Annotated in this window: 12 protein-coding genes; 4 read left to right on the plus strand and 8 right to left on the minus strand. The window is 37.0% G+C overall.

Annotated features, from left to right (window positions below; translation table 11 throughout):
- Positions 1–22: 22 nt before the first annotated feature.
- The 5 genes from QE417_RS04145 to QE417_RS04165 all read right to left on the minus strand — a co-directional run bounded on the left by QE417_RS04145 (position 23) and on the right by QE417_RS04165 (position 6,915).
- Positions 23–859 (minus strand): hypothetical protein, encoded by an 837-nt coding sequence (locus QE417_RS04145; protein ID WP_311947705.1) that lies wholly within the window; start codon positions 857–859, stop codon positions 23–25.
- Between the two features lies 1 nt (position 860).
- Positions 861–2,216, minus strand: a complete 1,356-nt coding sequence (locus tag QE417_RS04150) for a flippase (protein WP_311947707.1) — start codon at positions 2,214–2,216, stop codon at positions 861–863.
- A 1-nt stretch (position 2,217) separates the two neighbouring features.
- Entirely contained in the window at positions 2,218–4,581 is a 2,364-nt protein-coding gene (locus tag QE417_RS04155) for a GumC family protein (protein WP_311947708.1), read from the minus strand.
- A 4-nt stretch (positions 4,582–4,585) separates the two neighbouring features.
- Positions 4,586–5,407, minus strand: a complete 822-nt coding sequence (locus tag QE417_RS04160) for a polysaccharide biosynthesis/export family protein (protein WP_311947709.1) — start codon at positions 5,405–5,407, stop codon at positions 4,586–4,588.
- Positions 5,408–5,580: 173 nt separating this feature from the next.
- On the minus strand, positions 5,581–6,915 hold the full coding sequence (locus QE417_RS04165; RefSeq protein ID WP_311947711.1) for a nucleotide sugar dehydrogenase: 1,335 nt from the start codon (positions 6,913–6,915) through the stop codon (positions 5,581–5,583).
- Between the two features lie 280 nt (positions 6,916–7,195).
- Between QE417_RS04165 and QE417_RS04170 the strand changes: the two genes are divergently transcribed.
- The gene (locus QE417_RS04170) at positions 7,196–8,050 is read left to right on the plus strand and encodes an N-acetylglucosamine kinase (protein WP_311947713.1); all 855 of its coding nucleotides are present in this window, start codon (positions 7,196–7,198) and stop codon (positions 8,048–8,050) included.
- Positions 8,051–8,134: 84 nt separating this feature from the next.
- On the opposite strand, the gene QE417_RS04175 is transcribed toward QE417_RS04170, so the two are convergent.
- Positions 8,135–8,830, minus strand: coding sequence for an NUDIX hydrolase (locus QE417_RS04175; RefSeq protein WP_311947715.1), 696 nt, complete (start codon positions 8,828–8,830; stop codon positions 8,135–8,137).
- Positions 8,831–9,090: 260 nt separating this feature from the next.
- On the opposite strand from QE417_RS04175, the gene QE417_RS04180 reads away from it, so the two are divergent.
- Both QE417_RS04180 and gap read left to right on the plus strand, forming a co-directional pair.
- Positions 9,091–9,939, plus strand: coding sequence for a hypothetical protein (locus QE417_RS04180; protein WP_311947717.1), 849 nt, complete (start codon positions 9,091–9,093; stop codon positions 9,937–9,939).
- Between the two features lie 6 nt (positions 9,940–9,945).
- Positions 9,946–10,941: a type I glyceraldehyde-3-phosphate dehydrogenase gene (gap, locus tag QE417_RS04185; protein ID WP_311947718.1), complete on the plus strand. Its 996-nt coding sequence runs from the start codon at positions 9,946–9,948 to the stop codon at positions 10,939–10,941.
- A gap of 87 nt (positions 10,942–11,028) precedes the next feature.
- Here gap and QE417_RS04190 read toward each other — a convergent pair whose 3' ends face one another.
- Both QE417_RS04190 and recQ read right to left on the minus strand, forming a co-directional pair.
- The gene (locus tag QE417_RS04190) at positions 11,029–13,467 is read right to left on the minus strand and encodes a hypothetical protein (protein WP_311947720.1); all 2,439 of its coding nucleotides are present in this window, start codon (positions 13,465–13,467) and stop codon (positions 11,029–11,031) included.
- 98 nt (positions 13,468–13,565) lie between these two features.
- On the minus strand, positions 13,566–15,758 hold the full coding sequence (gene recQ / locus QE417_RS04195; RefSeq protein WP_311954584.1) for a DNA helicase RecQ: 2,193 nt from the start codon (positions 15,756–15,758) through the stop codon (positions 13,566–13,568).
- A gap of 239 nt (positions 15,759–15,997) precedes the next feature.
- On the opposite strand from recQ, the gene QE417_RS04200 reads away from it, so the two are divergent.
- The gene (locus tag QE417_RS04200; RefSeq protein ID WP_311947722.1) at positions 15,998–17,083 is read left to right on the plus strand and encodes a mannose-1-phosphate guanylyltransferase; all 1,086 of its coding nucleotides are present in this window, start codon (positions 15,998–16,000) and stop codon (positions 17,081–17,083) included.
- The last annotated feature ends 62 nt before the right edge of the window (positions 17,084–17,145 follow it).

Genomic DNA, 17,145 nt, shown 5'->3' on the forward strand with positions numbered 1-17,145 from the left:
TCTTTCAATTATTTGTAAAACCCTATGCTCCCTTAAAACCATCAAAAATGCCGCGGAAAATAGAAGTTATTTTATTCAGTTTATCTTTCTCACCCAATACGATTTTAACCAAACGATACATGATATGTCCTTTCACTAACATTACCTTATACCGGGCGGGAAATATCGAAGGATAAAGCTTCCACATAGTAATATGATTACGAACCAAAAAATAAGTTCTGAAAGCAGAGTAGTTATCAGTTTTAAAACCAAGCCAGGTTTTGTACATTTCACCAACCTGATGTTCAAGATGTACAGATGGGAAAACAATGGTTTTAATGCCACGTGTTTTCAATCTGTAACAGAATTCATAATCAACAGCATCAATAAAAAGTTTTTCATCAAACACTCCAAATTCATCAAATACATGAATTGGAAAAATAGAGCCGGAAGTAATTGTATCGGTAACTTCAATGAAAATATCATTTTCAGGATACAACAATCGGCCCCAATTATTGGGATTAATTCCAAAAACACCAATATCCAGACTACTGTGCAATTTTATTAGTTTTTTGTACTCTGATAAATGACCAGCAATGAAATGGCTGTCCTGATCCATGGTCATTATATGTGTAGCACCCAAATTGCGTAAAATCCTAATCGATTCGTTTAAAGCTCTACCTATACCAACATTTTCCCCTGTGCCTGCAATAACAATTTTATGAACCTGCGCTTTGTCAATTAATGATAAAATCCGTTTATCTAACAAGGAATTTTGCCAAATAATAACGTGATCGACTTCATGTATGTAAGTATTAATGTTTCGAGCAAAATCCTCTTCCTTTGATTTAAAGAATATTACAACAACGCTAACGTTCATACTATATCTTTTTTAATGAATCACTTTTGTGAGTGAATTTTTTCACAAGTAATTTTATTTCCTCCAAAACATTTGATATTGAATATAACTTAATATCAAACAGGTTATAACCTTTGCTTTTGAGATAGAAATGCATTATAAGTGCAATTACAATTTCGGTAAACACCCATGACCATGCTCCACCTTTGTATCCGTAGAATTTAATTACAATCAAATTAAAAACTACGCTAAATATTCCACCAAGTAAAATAATTCTGAAATATGCTTTATCCATTTTAAGATTTACCATTGTTTGTAAACCTAACATTGTGTTAATGTATGATAGTACAGGAACTAATGTTAACACTTTAAATACGTAAACAGCAGGAGCAAACTTTTCTCCGTAAAATGAAATAATTAATATATCGGCTAAAAAGTATATCGCCACAGATCCCAAGATTGTAAAGTATACGATCATGGGTAATACTCTACGCACTTGCTCTATACCTTTGGTAACATTCTTAGAGAATGATTCAGCGATGTAAGGGAAAAAAGCCTGAGATATTGGAAAGGATATCACCATTAAAAATATAAAGATAAACTTCCAGGCTGCTGAAAAATATCCTATATTTTCTTTTGTTTCATATAAACCTAATATAACTATATTGGTGTCTGTGTAAAGATTTGATGAAAGGAGAGTAAAGAAAATCAGTCTATCTATCCACAACAAATTAAGTATTGCTGCTAATTTAACAGGCTGCAATTTTATTTTGTATTTATTTATTACTAATACAAATGAAATTACAGAAATTATTATCTGTGTTACGCTTAGCGCTAATGGCTGTAGTATATAATCAGACTGATGTTTTACAATAATTAGTATGGCTAAAGTATAAATAACTTTAGTACAAAGATTAAATATTGCCACCTTGGTAAGATCCTGCATACCTTGGTAAAACCAGTTGGGCGATAATACATTTGATATAGCTAACAGAAAAGTAAATACTGCAACTCTGTATTCATCGTTTGTTTTTGAAACAAACGTAATACATATAAAAAATATTAGCGCACTACATAAAAACAAAAAAAGTTTAGCATATAATATTTTACTGAAATGTTCATTTCTGCGTTCAATATTGTCTTTATCAACAGCCAAAAATCTCGTGCCGGTATAGTCAAAACCATAGTTTATAAAAAGCAAAAAATAAGCTGTAAATGCTACATAGTAATTAATTGTGCCAAAATTATGCGGTCCTATAATTCTTACAATTATAGGAATTGAAATTAGCGGAAGTAAATAATTAGCAATCTGAACAAGCCCAACTGATAAGATATTTTTGAAAAGATTTTTTGTCTGGTTATGATCTTCAGAGTGCATATTACTTCCTTTTGAATAACCTCTTTAGCAAACTTTCTTCTTCTTCAATACCATAACCATAAGCTTGCTTAAATGATGAGTAGCCAGCTTTCTCATTTTGTACATCATTTACAATAAAATAGATATTTTTCATTCTATTTTCTTTTGATAGCTCATCAGGTATTGCTAATTGCGATTTATATGTAAACCCTTGCCTGATTACATAGAATGTTAAATCAGTATATTTTTCAAAAATCAGGGCATCGGTAACTAACCCAACTGGAGCACAATCAATCATTATATAATCAAACTCCTGTTTCAATTGATTGATCAGCAGTTCGAGTTTTCCTCCCATTAATAGCTCGGCTGGATTTGGCGGAATTGGTCCGGAGGAAATCAGATAACAGTTTTTGTTAAAACTTAATTGCTTTAACATTTTTTTATAATCATTGTTACCCGAAATCGCATAATTAGTAAAGCCATTTTCAATACCCAAACCAACACTTTCTGATAACTTGGGTTTGCGTAAATCCATTTCTAAAAAAACAACTTTCTTATCTGTAAGAGCCAGTGCACTACCTAAATTTAATGATAAGAAAGATTTACCTTCACCACTCATACTTGACGTAAACAAAATCACATTCGACTTTGAATTATCTAATACAAATTGCAAATTAGTTCGAAGGCTACGGAATTGTTCAGAAATAATAGATCTTGAATTGAGGCCTGTTACAAGACTTTGTTTATCACTATTATGGCCTATTTCTCCGAGTATGTTAATAGCAGTGATATTCGTAATGTCATTTTTGCCATTTATTCTAACGTTTAAAAGTTCCTTTACAAATAGATAAAATGAGGGAATTACTATACCTATCACTAAACCAATTATATAAATAATTATTTTTTTAGGTTTATAAGGTAAAAACTCACTTTTGGCAACATCAATAACCCGTGAACTTGACATTGTTGAATTTTTGGTAATTGCCGTTTCCTCGCGTTTTTGCAACAGAAAAAGATACAGTTCTTGCTTAAGATTTTGCTGGCGTGCAAAATCAAGGTAATTACGCTCTTTACTTGGCAGCTGCTTTAACTGGCCGGTAAAGCCTTGATTTTGTTTCTCAATTTGCTTCTTACCTGCGGTTAAGGAGTTTTTATATATTTCAATATTTCTCAGTAAGTTTATCCTAGAGTTATTCAATTGCTGATCAATGTTATTCACAACAGGGTTGTCTTCAGTGTATGACAATAAAGCTCGATCTCTTGAAAGTAAAAGTTCGTTATAAGCATTTATTGCCTGCCCAAAAGATTGATCAACAGGATTTAAAAGTGAGCTTGGAATTACCTTTTTATTCAGAGGGTTATTCAAATATCTTTGCAAATCCTTAATGACGTTCAGCTGCGTTTCCTGCTCTGCTAATTTATTATAGTATTCTCCAGCACTGTTAATTAAAACCTTTGATTGTTCATTGATGTTGGCAATACTATTTTGTGTTTTATACTGTTCAAATTGCTTTTCAATATTATTTAGCTCCCTTGATACCAATGCAATTCGGGAATCAATAAATTGCATTGTACTATCAGCAATTTGTTTTTCATATTGAATATTATTCAAAAGGTACAAATGCATTAATTTACCTAAAATTGCTTCACCTTTAGCTGGGTTAGAATAAGTCATACCCAAGTCAATAGTACTTGCCTGTTTGTCTGATAATACAGCAGAAAATTGTGAAGAAAAAGCATCAATTGCTGCATCAATTGATTCGATGGAAATTAAGTAATCTTTAGAATGTTTTGCACCCGGAATGTAGTTTAACAGAATATCATATTGCTTGAGGCTAAGTGTTTTTCCAAACCTGCCCCTTATATCAACATCATCTGACGTGTTTTTTATATTATATTCTTGTTCATTTAATATCTCCAGGGTATATGTAATAGCCTTTAAGGTATCAGCTTTATAAATAATTTTAGCGTTAAATGGGCATTCTTGATATATTTCACGTTTCTTAAAGCCATCTTTTTGATAAATACGAACATTAAGTTGCATGCTAACAACAGTATTCTGCATCAACGTGCGCGATTTTAAAATTTGGATCTCATTATCAGCGCTACTTTTAACACTAAACAGAGAACCAAGATCGCTACCAATGCCAGCGCCTGCCCCTACCTGCGGACTGTTTTTTTGATCTTTTACCAATATTTTACTCGATACATGCCATTGAGGTGAAACATATCCTGCGTAAAAAAATGCTATTATTAAACAAAATATAGCACTAATACCAAACAGCCACCAATATTGAAAAAGTTTTGCAATGATCAATTTCAAATCGATGACTTCATGTTGATTACCAGAACCAGATATGGCATTAGACTTAGGCGAAGAATACATAGATTTAAAGTTTGTTAGTACTGATTAATATCGCCACTAAAGAAATTAATGCTGCTGTTACAGCTGTTATCACACTCACACTTCGGTTTTGTATTGCATCCGAAGCTACAACCTTTGATTTCACAGGTTCTATATATAAATAATCATTTTGTCGCAAATAGTAGTAAGGCGAATTTAATATGTCACTCTTAGTAATATCTAACCTGATCATTTTACGGCTTCCGTCTTCAAACTGCCTTATAAGAACAATATTTTCACGTTTACCGTAAATTGTTAAATCGCCGGCCAAACCTAAAGCATCTAAAATGTTTACTTTTTCGTTGGATGCCACATAAACACCAGGCTTTGCCACCTCTCCCATTACTGTGATTCGAAAATTTGCAAATCGCAAATTCACCGTAGGATCTCTAAAAAGTTTTGATGCTTTGCCGCGGATTTCTTCGCGGGCCTGTTCAGTAGTAAGGCCGCTTACTTTGATTTTTCCTAAAACAGGCAGTTCAATATTACCACTGTTGTCAACCAAGTATCCGGCAATAGTTTGCGAACCGGTGCTACCGGCTGTTGTTGCCCCTACAGCTGAATTTTGAAGTGTACCGGTTGCAAGTACTTGTGTTGCTGACGGATCAACTGTTTGTATGTTTAATGACAAAATATCATCAGGCTGTATACGAGGTTCTTCGTATTTAAGATTAGCCAAATCAGTAATCTTTTGGCTATCCGGTATATCGGTAAAATATTTTACATTTTTTATTGAGGAACATGATGAAATTATAATAGGAACACATATAACAAAACACCATTTCAATAGTAGGTCGAGCTTTTTCAAATGCACAGTTGTATTTTTCTTAGAACTTAAAATCCACCAAAAGTAAAAATCTTTTTTTTAATCGCTGTTACGGTGAGATAGTATTTACACTCCATTTTACTAAAAATCATTCTTAAAATATCGCTAACTATGCCTAATTAACAAACAATGAAATAATTACGTAAATAATATTATTAAAGACGCCCGTTTACTATTGTATTATTTAGTACGCTTTTGATATCATAAATAACAGTTGTGGCATTTTTCTTCAAATTTTCATAATTAAGCTCTAAAAATTCACGATGTTCCACTGCTAAAATTACAGCATCATATTTACCAATTAAATCTGTTATACTGTTAAATATTTTGAAACCGTATTCTGTTTCAACTTCTACAGGGTTTGCCCATGGGTCATATACCTTGCAATTGGTATCATATTCCTGCAATGTATGTAATATATCAATAACCCTTGTATTACGTACATCGGGGCAGTTTTCTTTAAAAGTGAAACCAAGTATCAGAATATTGGCATGCTTTACAGCAATATTATTCTTGATCATCAATTTAACCACTTCTTGCGCCACGTAAGTTCCCATGCCGTCATTTATGCGCCGGCCTGCCAGTATAATTTCAGGATGATAGCCAACCTCCTGCGCTTTTTGTGCGAGGTAATAAGGGTCAACACCGGTACAGTGCCCCCCTACTAAGCCAGGTTTAAAGTTTAAAAAGTTCCATTTGGTACCGGCAGCTTCAAGCACAGCGCGAGTATCAATGTTAAGAATGTTGAAAATTTTGGCGATTTCATTTACAAATGCAATATTAATGTCGCGCTGCGAATTTTCAATTACCTTACAAGCCTCGGCAACCCTAATACTTGGCGCCTTATGCGTTCCTGCTTTTACAATTGAACGGTATAACTGGTCAACAAACTCAGCCACTTCGGGAGTTGAGCCCGATGTTACCTTTACGATATTGGTGAGCGTGTGTACTTTATCGCCAGGGTTGATACGCTCCGGAGAGTAACCGGCAAAAAAATCTTTATTAAATTTCAATCCAGATACCTGTTCAAGCACAGGCACACAAACCTCTTCAGTTACACCCGGGTACACGGTAGATTCATAAATAACCAAATCTCCGGGCTTTAATACTTTGCCTACGGTTTTGCTTGCTTTTATAATCAAGCTTAAATCGGGGCGATTGTGCTTATCGGTAGGAGTAGGTACAGCTACTATATAAATATTGCAGCTTGACAAATGTGACGGGTTAGAAGAAAAGAATAAGCCTTGTGTACCGGGCTCTGATACGGTTACAGCCAGTAAACGTTCCGTAGGTGTTTCCTGAGTTTTATCAACACTTTTAATAAGATCGGCAATGCGTGCATCAGCATGATCATAACCAACAACCTTAAACTTTGTGGCAAATTCAACAGCTAAAGGTAAGCCTACATAACCTAAGCCTATTACAGCAATCGAAATTTGAGAAGAATTCAGAGAAAGAAAATTTAACAGAAAAGGGGTTTGATTAACCATTGTGTACAGAACGCATAAGTAGATAGATTACAAATATAAATAAACTTGATTTAATCGTTAAGCGAAAAACACAATAGCAATCATTTATTCAATTCTGTAAACATCAAATGTGTAATTATGTTTTTAAAAATGATGAATAAAATATATTTAAAAATGAATGTTTTGATTTACAATCGATTGTTAGATATTATTATATAGATAGTGTATTTTTTACATGAATTTAATTTTTTTTAAGCCTTGTAAATCATACTTTAGCCCAACTAAATTATAAAATGGCCCTATGAAATTAATTGCTGACGGCGGCTCAACTAAAACAAACTGGTGTTTGGTAAATGACGAAGGTAAAAAGGTGTACTTTAATACCGAAGGTTATAACCCCTATTTTGTAAGTACCGAATATATCGTTAAATCGTTAAACGACAACCTTCCGGCCGACCTGGAAAAAGATAAACTTACTGAAGTAAATTATTATGGAGCAGGTTGCTCTACCGATGAGAAGCGTGATATTGTAAAGCAGGCCATGAGCCAGGTGTTTCCTAACGCAATTGTAAATATAGGTCATGATTTATTAGCTGCTGCACGTGCGTTGTTAGGCCGTACCGAGGGCTTTGCTGCCATCTTGGGTACAGGAACCAACACCTGTATATATGATGGTAAGGACGTGGTACATAACATTGATTCGGGCGCATATATATTAGGTGATGAAGGCAGCGGCTGTTATATAGGTAAAAAACTATTAGTTGACTACCTGCGCGGTTATATGCCCGAAGCTGTACGTAAAAACTTCTGGGAAACTTACCACTTAACCCCAGATGATGTGAACGACCGTGTTTACTCACAGCCTTTAGCCAACCGTTTTTGCGCCGGCTTCAGCAAGTTTGTTTACGACAATAATGTACATCTTGAATACTCACGCAACCTGGTTAAAACATCATTCGAAGACTTTTTCCGTAACCTGGTAACCCACTACCCTAACTATAAAAACTATACTTTTAACTGCATAGGTTCGGTTGGTTATAACTTTAGGAATGTACTCGAAGAAGTAGTGTTAGAACATGGGATGAAGATGGGCAACATCATCCGTTCGCCTATAGATAACCTGGTTAAGTTTCATCTCGAAAATCCAGCCTCTTAAAAAAGTTAGAAAGAGAAATCTATAAATAATAAAAGCGCCTCAAATGGGCGCTTTTATTATTTATAGATTATACTATTTCGCAGGTTATTGCATATCTACACCTAACTCATTCTGGAATATTTTGCTGTACTTGCGTCTGTCAAACTTATATAGCTTGGCTGCACGAAAAGATACATTCTTTTGCTTTTCGTCTAATTCTTTGAGGAAACCATAGCTGAGCATCTTTTTTCTGAAATTTCGTTTATCCAGCTTTTTATTCAGTATGGCTTCATAAAGCTGCTGAAGCTGTGTTAGGGTAAACTTCTCGGGCAGCAACTCATATGCAATTGGTTGATAACTTAACCTGCGGCGAAGTTTTGTAAAACCGGTTTTAAAAATTTCAGTATGGTCATAAGCCAATTTAGGCAAATCGTTTACACTGTGCCAAAGAGCCTTCTTAGCAAAATTACCTGGTTTTAGTTCTCGTTGCCCATCTATTCGTATTAAAGCATAATAGGCTACAGTTATAATACGGCCACGCGGGTGACGATTTACAGCGCCAAACGTGTGAAACTGCTCCATGTGTAAATCATGAAGACCGGTTAACTCGAATAAAATACGTTCGGCTGCTTCTTCAATGCCTTCATCGTTTTCTACAAGGTTACCCGGCAGCGCCAGCCAATCTCTAAACGGCTCATCACTCCGTTCAATTAACAGTACTTTTAATTCGCCGGCCTCAAATCCAAATATTACACAGTCTATTGAGAAAGACGATTCAAACTTAACCAGATGTTTTTCCAAGGGCTGATTTAATGTGTTGTGTTTAAATATAATGGTAATTTTTATTCGAAATAAATTTTACCCAGAATTATAACTGTAAATGCAAGTATACATTTTTATATATACTCTTACACAATTTTAACGAAAATTGAGTTAATAAAATGAGATTTAATTTCTCCAAAAAACATTGGTGTAAATTTTACACAATAACCACCATTTTTATAGACTAATAAGCCGCTAAAGTTATTATATTTGCCCGCCCACCAAAGCTATTCAAGTACATGGTTGCAGTTATTTATAGCGGTTCTAATTATGCAGACTGGCGTTTGGCCGATAAAGGCCGTACGGTGGCCTCTTTTAAAACCAGTAGCATAAACCCGTTTTTTAATGACGAAAAGCACATTTTGCAACTACTTAATAAAAATATAAACTTAATACACCACGCCGAAGAAATTAAACGTATACATTTTTTTGGAGCCGGAGTATTAAACCAGCCTTTAAAAGATGCCGTTAGCAATAGCTTTACCTCGTTTTTTAAATTTGCACGCGTAACTATTGATCATGACATGCTGGGTGCAGCCATTGCATGTTGTAAAAACAAACCCGGTATTGTTTGTATATGCGGAAGCGGATCAAACGCAGCTTACTTTGATGGTAAAAAAATAAAAGCCAATAATTTTGGTTTAGGCTATGTACTGGCCGATGAAGGCTCGGGGAACTGGCTGGGCAAACAACTTATTAAAGCTTACCTGAACGAGACACTGCCCGATAACCTGCGTAAAAAATTTGTAAAGCATTATGATGCCGACAGGCGTACACTCCTCGAAAAAGTATATCACCAAAGGCAACCCGCGTTGTACTTAAGCTCATTAGCCGAGTTTTTTATCGAAAACCAAAACGATGCTTACCTGCAAGGCATTTTAATTAAAGGATTTACGTTATTGATTAATACATACGTACTTCCATTAAAAGAACAATATCCTGATGCCGAAATTTACTTTGCAGGCTCGGTAGCCGCAGGTTTTCAAACTTACCTTTTAAAAGCTGCCGATAATGCGGGTATTAATATTTCGCTCATATTAAAAGAACCTATAAACAATTTATTAACCTACTATTCAAGTAAAAATTAAAAACAGATGAAAATAGGAATTAACGGATTCGGCCGTATCGGTCGTTTAGCTTTCAGAGCCGCCATTCAAAGACCAGAAATTGAAATTGTTGGTATCAATGACCTGGTAGAGCCTGATTATATGGCTTACATGTTAAAATATGATTCAACTCACGGCAAATTTGATGGCACTATCGAAGTTGTAAATGGCAATTTGGTTGTAAATGGCCAAACCATCCGTGTAACTGCAGAAAAAGACCCTGCAAACCTGAAATGGAACGAAGTTGGCGCAGAGGTTGTTATTGAGTCAACTGGTTTATTCTTAACCCAGGAAACTGCTCAAAAACACATTGATGCAGGTGCTAAAAAAGTAGTAATGTCGGCCCCGGCAAAAGATGATACCCCTACCTTTGTAATGGGTGTTAACCATAAAGAGCTGAAAGCCGATCAAAATATCGTTTCAAACGCTTCATGTACTACCAACTGTTTAGCGCCTATCGCTAAGATCCTTAACGATAAATTCGGTATCGAAGAAGGTTTGATGAGTACTATTCACGCAGTAACTGCTACTCAAAAAACAGTTGACGGCCCATCGGCTAAAGACTGGAGAGGTGGCCGTGGTGCATACCAAAACATCATCCCTTCATCAACCGGTGCTGCTAAAGCTGTTGGTTTGGTTTTACCTGAGTTGAAAGGTAAATTAACCGGTATGAGTTTCCGTGTACCAGTTGCCGACGTATCGGTAGTTGACTTAACCGTTCGTTTGAAAAACAAAGCTACTTACGAAGAAGTTAAAGCTGCAATGAAAGAAGCTTCTGAAGGTGAACTGAAAGGCATTTTAGGTTACACTGAAGACGAAGTTGTATCTGAAGACTTTAAAGGTGATGCACGTACTTCAATTTTTGATGCTAAAGCTGGTATCGCACTGAATGATAACTTTGTTAAAGTAGTATCATGGTACGACAACGAGTGGGGTTATTCAAACAAAATTATTGATCTTGTTCAAGAGATCGGTAAACTGTAAGCTTTTCCCTTGATAAATAAAAGGCTGCATCTTTAGTTGGATGCAGCCTTTTTTGTTGACTAATTTATTTAAGCCCGGAGTAATAAGTTATGGTTTTTTAACCGTTAAAGCGCTTTCGCCATAGGTAACACCATTTGAGGTGATACCTTGCACAATGATGCGGAACCGGCCTGTTATATCGCTGGTATAAAAAGTCATTTGGGTATCCTTACCTGATTGTATCTTGATTAAGTTACGCCAAAAAATGGTTGATATATATTCCGGCTCCGATGGATGAGCTACCGAATAATCGGAACCATAATACTGCTTGGCCACATAAATTCCTCGTATAGAACTAATTGGTTCTTTATCAGGTAAACAGCCAGGGTAAATATAATCTTTCATACCATTAAAGCGGTACCTTTGTCCAACTATTGGCTGGGTATTATAAAGACTACCTGCATGATTAGGACAGTTTAATATCTGAAAGCTGCACACATAATCGCCACAAGCATTTGCCCCCATCCCCAAAAAAACTCTGTTTTTGTTAGCTACCACTTTTACCTCGGCCAAACGTATAGCTTTTTCTAATCCTTTAATCTGAAAGTTTTCGGTATAAAGCGAAGACAATGCATGCTCATATGTAGGAATAACCAAGTTGCGTGCAACTACTGTATTTATCTGTTTGTATGGGTTAGTAATATTTGCCGCATACTCTTTACCTGTTATCAGCTTTATAAGCTTGTCTTGCGTGGTTATCATCTGTTCGTAGCTCAATGTAAACTTACCCGTGGCATCGGTTTCCATAATTTTAAGGGATGAATCGCGCGCTACAGCAAAACTAAAGGGTTTCTTTAATGGCTTGCCATTCTTGTCAATTATACCTGTAAATTCTACCGGTGTTAAAGGTGCCGGTTTATTGGCCGGGTTTAGGCTTAATAATTCGGGCCAGGTGTATTTACGCCAGCCCTTAATGAGCAACACACTTTCCAAAAATTGTTTATCGCCATTATTATCGGTAAGGTAATGCTCGCGCATAGGGATTGTATTTAACACGTTTTTGAGGTAGAAGTAACTTTCTATATCGTTAGCTTTTTTAAGTTCAATGCGATTATCCTGCACACAGGCTACAGATACCGCTCCCTGAGCTTCAGGCCTATCATCGCTCATTCGTATTTTAAGCGTTGCCTTTTCGCGGGTGTTGTAAATACGCTTATCGGTACTAATAACAAATTTGTCGCGTTTGTTGTGCCGGGCAAAAAACAGGCGCTCGGCAAAAGGCCGGCCCAAGCTATCGGTTAAAGTAATTTCGGCCACACCTTTAGGCAATCCCGTAACATCAACCTTTATACGGCGCGGTGCAAAAGCTTCTACATCCAGCGGAATACAGAAAAATTCCTGATTATAATTATGAACGTGCAAATAAGTGGTGCCGCTGTACGAACTCCTAAGCTGCATGTGCAGCGTATCATTAACTACTGCCTTAAAAATACTGAGCGATAAACCATTGGGCAAGGCAGCGGGCAAATCATATTCGGGATTTTTTTGGTTAATGCCCAGTAGTTTTACCTTGTATTGGTTACCGGGTAATGCCGTAAGCGCAAATATGCCCATGCCGTAACTATCGGTAGTTATGGTATCAATTACTTTATTGTTTTGATATAATAGTCCTTTAGCGCGCATAGGTGTACCACTTTCGTTGGTTACCTCCCACCCTACCCTAACTGGTATATCATTGACCATGTTTCCTCCCTCGGGATAAAATTTTACGCGGGCACGTTCGTTATTCTGTGGCAGGGCAAGGTATAAATACTGGCTGTTCTTTTTGTTTTTCACTTGAACCTTTACCACACTCTTACCCGCCGGAACCGGTATTATGTATTGTCCGGCTCTATCTGTTTTTACCTTGGCCGCAATTATGGCTGTATCGGTACCTGCCAAAGTGTAATTTACATCGGCACCGGCAACCGGCAGGTAATCGTCGCCATTTACAGTTAACATAACGCTGCTGTTTTTACCCTGGCTGTAACTGGTAGTATCGGTTAATGATAGAATAACTTTAAACCCGGTGGTAGCAGTAGTTTTTATAGTAACAGGTTGGGTAAACATAGCCTGCGGGCGGTTGCCCGTTACACGGTTGGTGTACAACATAAAGGTATAATTGCCCGGCGCTATTGAATCGGGCAGGAACATATTGCCAAAACCAAAACCACTGGTCATTACAAATTTATCTTCGAGCACAATCGAATGATCAATATCATTAACCAAGCTTACCAGCAGCGTGTGGTGCTGGTTTAAATTAACGGCATTAAGCAGGTAAGCAGTAAACCATACGTTCTCATTATTAGTGTATACCGTTTTGTCGAAATGGGCAAATAACACAGTTGATGGATTTGCCTTCTGGTACCGTTGAAACTTAAGCTTGATGGTATCTTCGAGCGGTACCTTAATTTGAGCACAAGCTTTATTGGTAAAAAATAGAAACAGAAATACACACCCGGCAAGGTGAATAAAGGATAACGCGCCTTTTAACCCATACTTAAACATAGGTAACTGCTTAACGGTTATAATTGGTTGGTGGGCGGCAATTTAACAAAAAAAGGAACCCTTTTGGGTTCCTTTAAAGTTTTTATGTAAAACAAAGCTTAGTTACCCAGCTCCGACATGAATTTTATACGCATGAGCTGTATTTCTTCGCGGGTGTAATCATTTACACCCAAATCAACCAAGGCATCATCTATTGAGTCAATTTCGGCACTACGGAAATAATCGTACACCTCTTCTTGTTTGTCTTCGTCAATAACTTCGTCAATATAATAATTGAGGTTTAGCTTGGTACCCGAGTTTACTATTGATTCAACCTCACGCAATATTTCTTCGTAGGTTAAGCCTTTTGATGCTGCAATATCTTCCAGATCTAAATGGCGATCAATGTTTTGAATAATGTAAACTTTTAAGGCCGATTTATTAGCAGCGCTTTTAATCACCATATCAACCGGGCGGTCAATATCATTATCCTCTACATATTTTTTAATCAACTCCACAAATGGAGCACCAAACTTGGCAGCCTTACCAGCCCCCACACCCGAAATTTGCTTCAACTCCTCAGTTGATACCGGGTAATGCGTACACATTTCCTCTAATGATGGGTCTTGGAAAATAACGAACGGCGGCAGGCTTTTTTGCTTGGCAATGTTCTTACGCAAATCTTTAAGCATTTGCAGCAATTGGGTGTCTAACGCACCTCCACCGGTTTTTGGACCGTCTTCCAAATCATCATCATCAGTAACCCCCATTGGCTTGTTCAGCACAAAACGAATACTGTATGGATTGTCGATAAAATCATGCCCCTTTTCGGTAAGTTTTAACAAACCGTAGTTATCAATATCTTTCGACAGGAAATTATCTAATAAAGCCTGGCGAAGCAGTGAACACCAAAGGTTTTCTCCATCCTCTTTACCTGAGCCAAACACATCAAGCACATGGTGCTCATAATGATGTACATGCGGATCATCCTTACCCATCAATACTGCGGTAATATGATGATCGTCAAACTTATCGCCCAGTTGTTTAATTAAGCTTAGTGCACGGTGCAGTTGAGATTCGGCATCAAAAAACTGCCGATCGCCGGCGCAATTATCACACATGCAATTACAATTACCTGCATCGTAATCTTCGCCAAAGTAATGCAATATCTGCTTACGGCGGCACACGGCCGATTCGGCATAGTCAATTACCTCTTTAAGTATTTGTGTACCAATTTCGCGTTCCGAAACGGGCTTGTCCTTCATGAATTTCTGCAGCTTATCTACATCTTTTTCAGAGTAGAAGGCTACACATATACCCTCACCGCCATCACGTCCGGCTCTACCGGTTTCCTGGTAATATCCCTCCATGCTTTTAGGTACATCATGGTGTATTACGTAGCGTACATCAGGTTTATCAATACCCATACCAAAGGCAATCGTAGCCACAATCACATCGGCATCTTCCATCAGGAATTTGTCTTGCGTATCGGCACGTACCTTAGCATCTAAACCAGCATGATATGGTAAGGCTTTAACCCCATTAAGCTTTAAAGCCTCTGCAACCTCTTCAACCTTTTTACGGCTCAGGCAGTATACAATGCCCGATTTTCCCTGGTGCTGCTTAATAAACTTGATGATTTCTTTTAGCACATTGCGTTTAGCCCTTACCTCGTAAAACAAATTCGAACGATTGAACGATGATTTGTACACCGTAGCATTGTTCATTTGCAGGTTTTTTTGAATATCGTGCTGTACCTTGGGGGTAGCTGTTGCTGTTAATGCAATGATTGGAATATTCTCGCCTAAATTGGTAATAACCTGGCGTATTTTACGGTATTCGGGGCGAAAATCATGCCCCCATTCTGAAATACAGTGCGCCTCATCAACCGCTACAAATGATAATTGATTCAGACGTAAAAAGTCTATATTATCCTGTTTAGTTAATGATTCGGGGGCTACATACAATAATTTTGTTTTGCCGGCCAGTACATCTTCCTTAACCTTAATTGTTTCGGCTTTGGTTAACGATGAATTTAAAAAGTGGGCAACGCTATCTGAATTACAAAATGCTCTCAGTTGATCAACCTGATTTTTCATCAGGGCTATAAGGGGAGAAATAACAATTGCTGTACCTTCCGTCATTAAAGCCGGAAGTTGATAACACATGGATTTACCGCCGCCGGTTGGCATAATAACAAAAGTGTCATTACCTGCCATGATGTTGGTTATGATCGCCTCTTGCTCACCTTTAAAATTATCGAATCCGAAAAAATTTTGCAGGTTATCAAAAAGAGACTTCTTTGTTTCGATCATTTTATGTTAGAGAAAAAAGATGAAGTATCGCTTAATTATATAATACAAGTAATACAAAATAACAAAAAATTGCACAAGGTCAACTGAACTTTAATAAAATATTAAACTTCTATGATGTTTACGTGTTAATACGTTCGATAATTAATAACTAAATATAACTGTTTTTTATTATTAAACCCGAATATTTTTTACAAATTTGACCGCAGTGTCACAACTTAATCACATTCTGCATCACCATGAATAAAAACTACTATGCCATTATTATGGCCGGTGGTATCGGCAGCCGTTTTTGGCCTATAAGCCGTACCTCACACCCTAAACAATTCATAGACATACTTGGTACCGGAAAGACTTTAATTCAGAATACCTACGAGCGTTTTTTAAAGATTTGTCCTAAAGAGAATATATATGTGGTAACTAATGAGATTTATACCGATTTGGTTAAAACTCAGTTACCCGACATGACCGACTCACAAATACTTACCGAGCCGGTTATGCGCAACACGGCTCCTTGTGTGGCTTACGGTTGCTATAAAATTGAAAGCCTTAACCCGGATGCAGTGATTGTGGTTGCTCCATCAGATCACCTGATATTGAACGAAGCCGGCTTTATCAGCAGCATTGAGAACTCATTAAAAACTGCCGAAGAGCACAAATGCCTCGTAACATTAGGCATAATGCCATCGCGCCCTGATACAGGTTACGGTTACATCCAATACAACGAAGAAGTTATTGATGAGAAATTCCATAAAGTAAAAACCTTTACCGAGAAACCAACCTTGGAGATCGCTAAAACCTTCATCCAAAGCGGCGACTTTTTATGGAATGCAGGCATCTTTATCTGGTCGGCTAAAGCTATTGTGAGCGCGTTTGACAAGTACCTGCCAGATATGCATGAGATTTTTGCAGATGCACGCACTGTATACAACAGCGAAAATGAAAAGCCGCACGTGCATAACGCTTACCAGCGTTGTACCAACATTTCTATTGATTATGGTATTATGGAAAAGGCCGACAATGTATACGTATTACCATCAGAGTTTGGCTGGAGCGATTTAGGCACATGGGCATCGGTTTATCAACTGGTTGAAAAAGACTACGTAGGTAATGCCGTAATACCTGCAGAAAAGGTGATCATGTACGATTCATCAAACTGTATGGTAAACGTGCCTGATGATAAACTGGTAATATTAAAAGGCTTGCATGACTACATCGTAGTAGAATCGAACAACACCCTGCTAATTTGCCCTAAGGAAGACGAGCAAAACGTAAAACAGGTAGTTGCAGATGTGAAGCAGAAGTTTGGAACGAAATATATTTAATGTGCAGATGTGCAAATTTGAAAATGTGCAGATGATAAAATGTCTGCACATTTTTTATGCAA

The sequence above is a fragment of the Mucilaginibacter terrae genome, from assembly GCF_031951985.1.
Taxonomy (GTDB): Bacteria; Bacteroidota; Bacteroidia; order Sphingobacteriales; family Sphingobacteriaceae; genus Mucilaginibacter; species Mucilaginibacter terrae_A.

Coding starts and splice junctions, on each gene's coding strand:
- QE417_RS04165 (WP_311947711.1), bottom strand. CDS start 6,915: ATGGTTAATCAAACCCCTTTTCTGTTAAATTTTCTTTCTCTGAATTCT.
- QE417_RS04190 (WP_311947720.1), bottom strand. CDS start 13,467: ATGTTTAAGTATGGGTTAAAAGGCGCGTTATCCTTTATTCACCTTGCC.
- QE417_RS04180 (WP_311947717.1), top strand. CDS start 9,091: ATGGTTGCAGTTATTTATAGCGGTTCTAATTATGCAGACTGGCGTTTG.
- gap (WP_311947718.1), top strand. CDS start 9,946: ATGAAAATAGGAATTAACGGATTCGGCCGTATCGGTCGTTTAGCTTTC.
- QE417_RS04200 (WP_311947722.1), top strand. CDS start 15,998: ATGAATAAAAACTACTATGCCATTATTATGGCCGGTGGTATCGGCAGC.
- QE417_RS04155 (WP_311947708.1), bottom strand. CDS start 4,581: ATGTATTCTTCGCCTAAGTCTAATGCCATATCTGGTTCTGGTAATCAA.
- QE417_RS04145 (WP_311947705.1), bottom strand. CDS start 859: ATGAACGTTAGCGTTGTTGTAATATTCTTTAAATCAAAGGAAGAGGAT.
- QE417_RS04150 (WP_311947707.1), bottom strand. CDS start 2,216: ATGCACTCTGAAGATCATAACCAGACAAAAAATCTTTTCAAAAATATC.
- QE417_RS04170 (WP_311947713.1), top strand. CDS start 7,196: ATGAAATTAATTGCTGACGGCGGCTCAACTAAAACAAACTGGTGTTTG.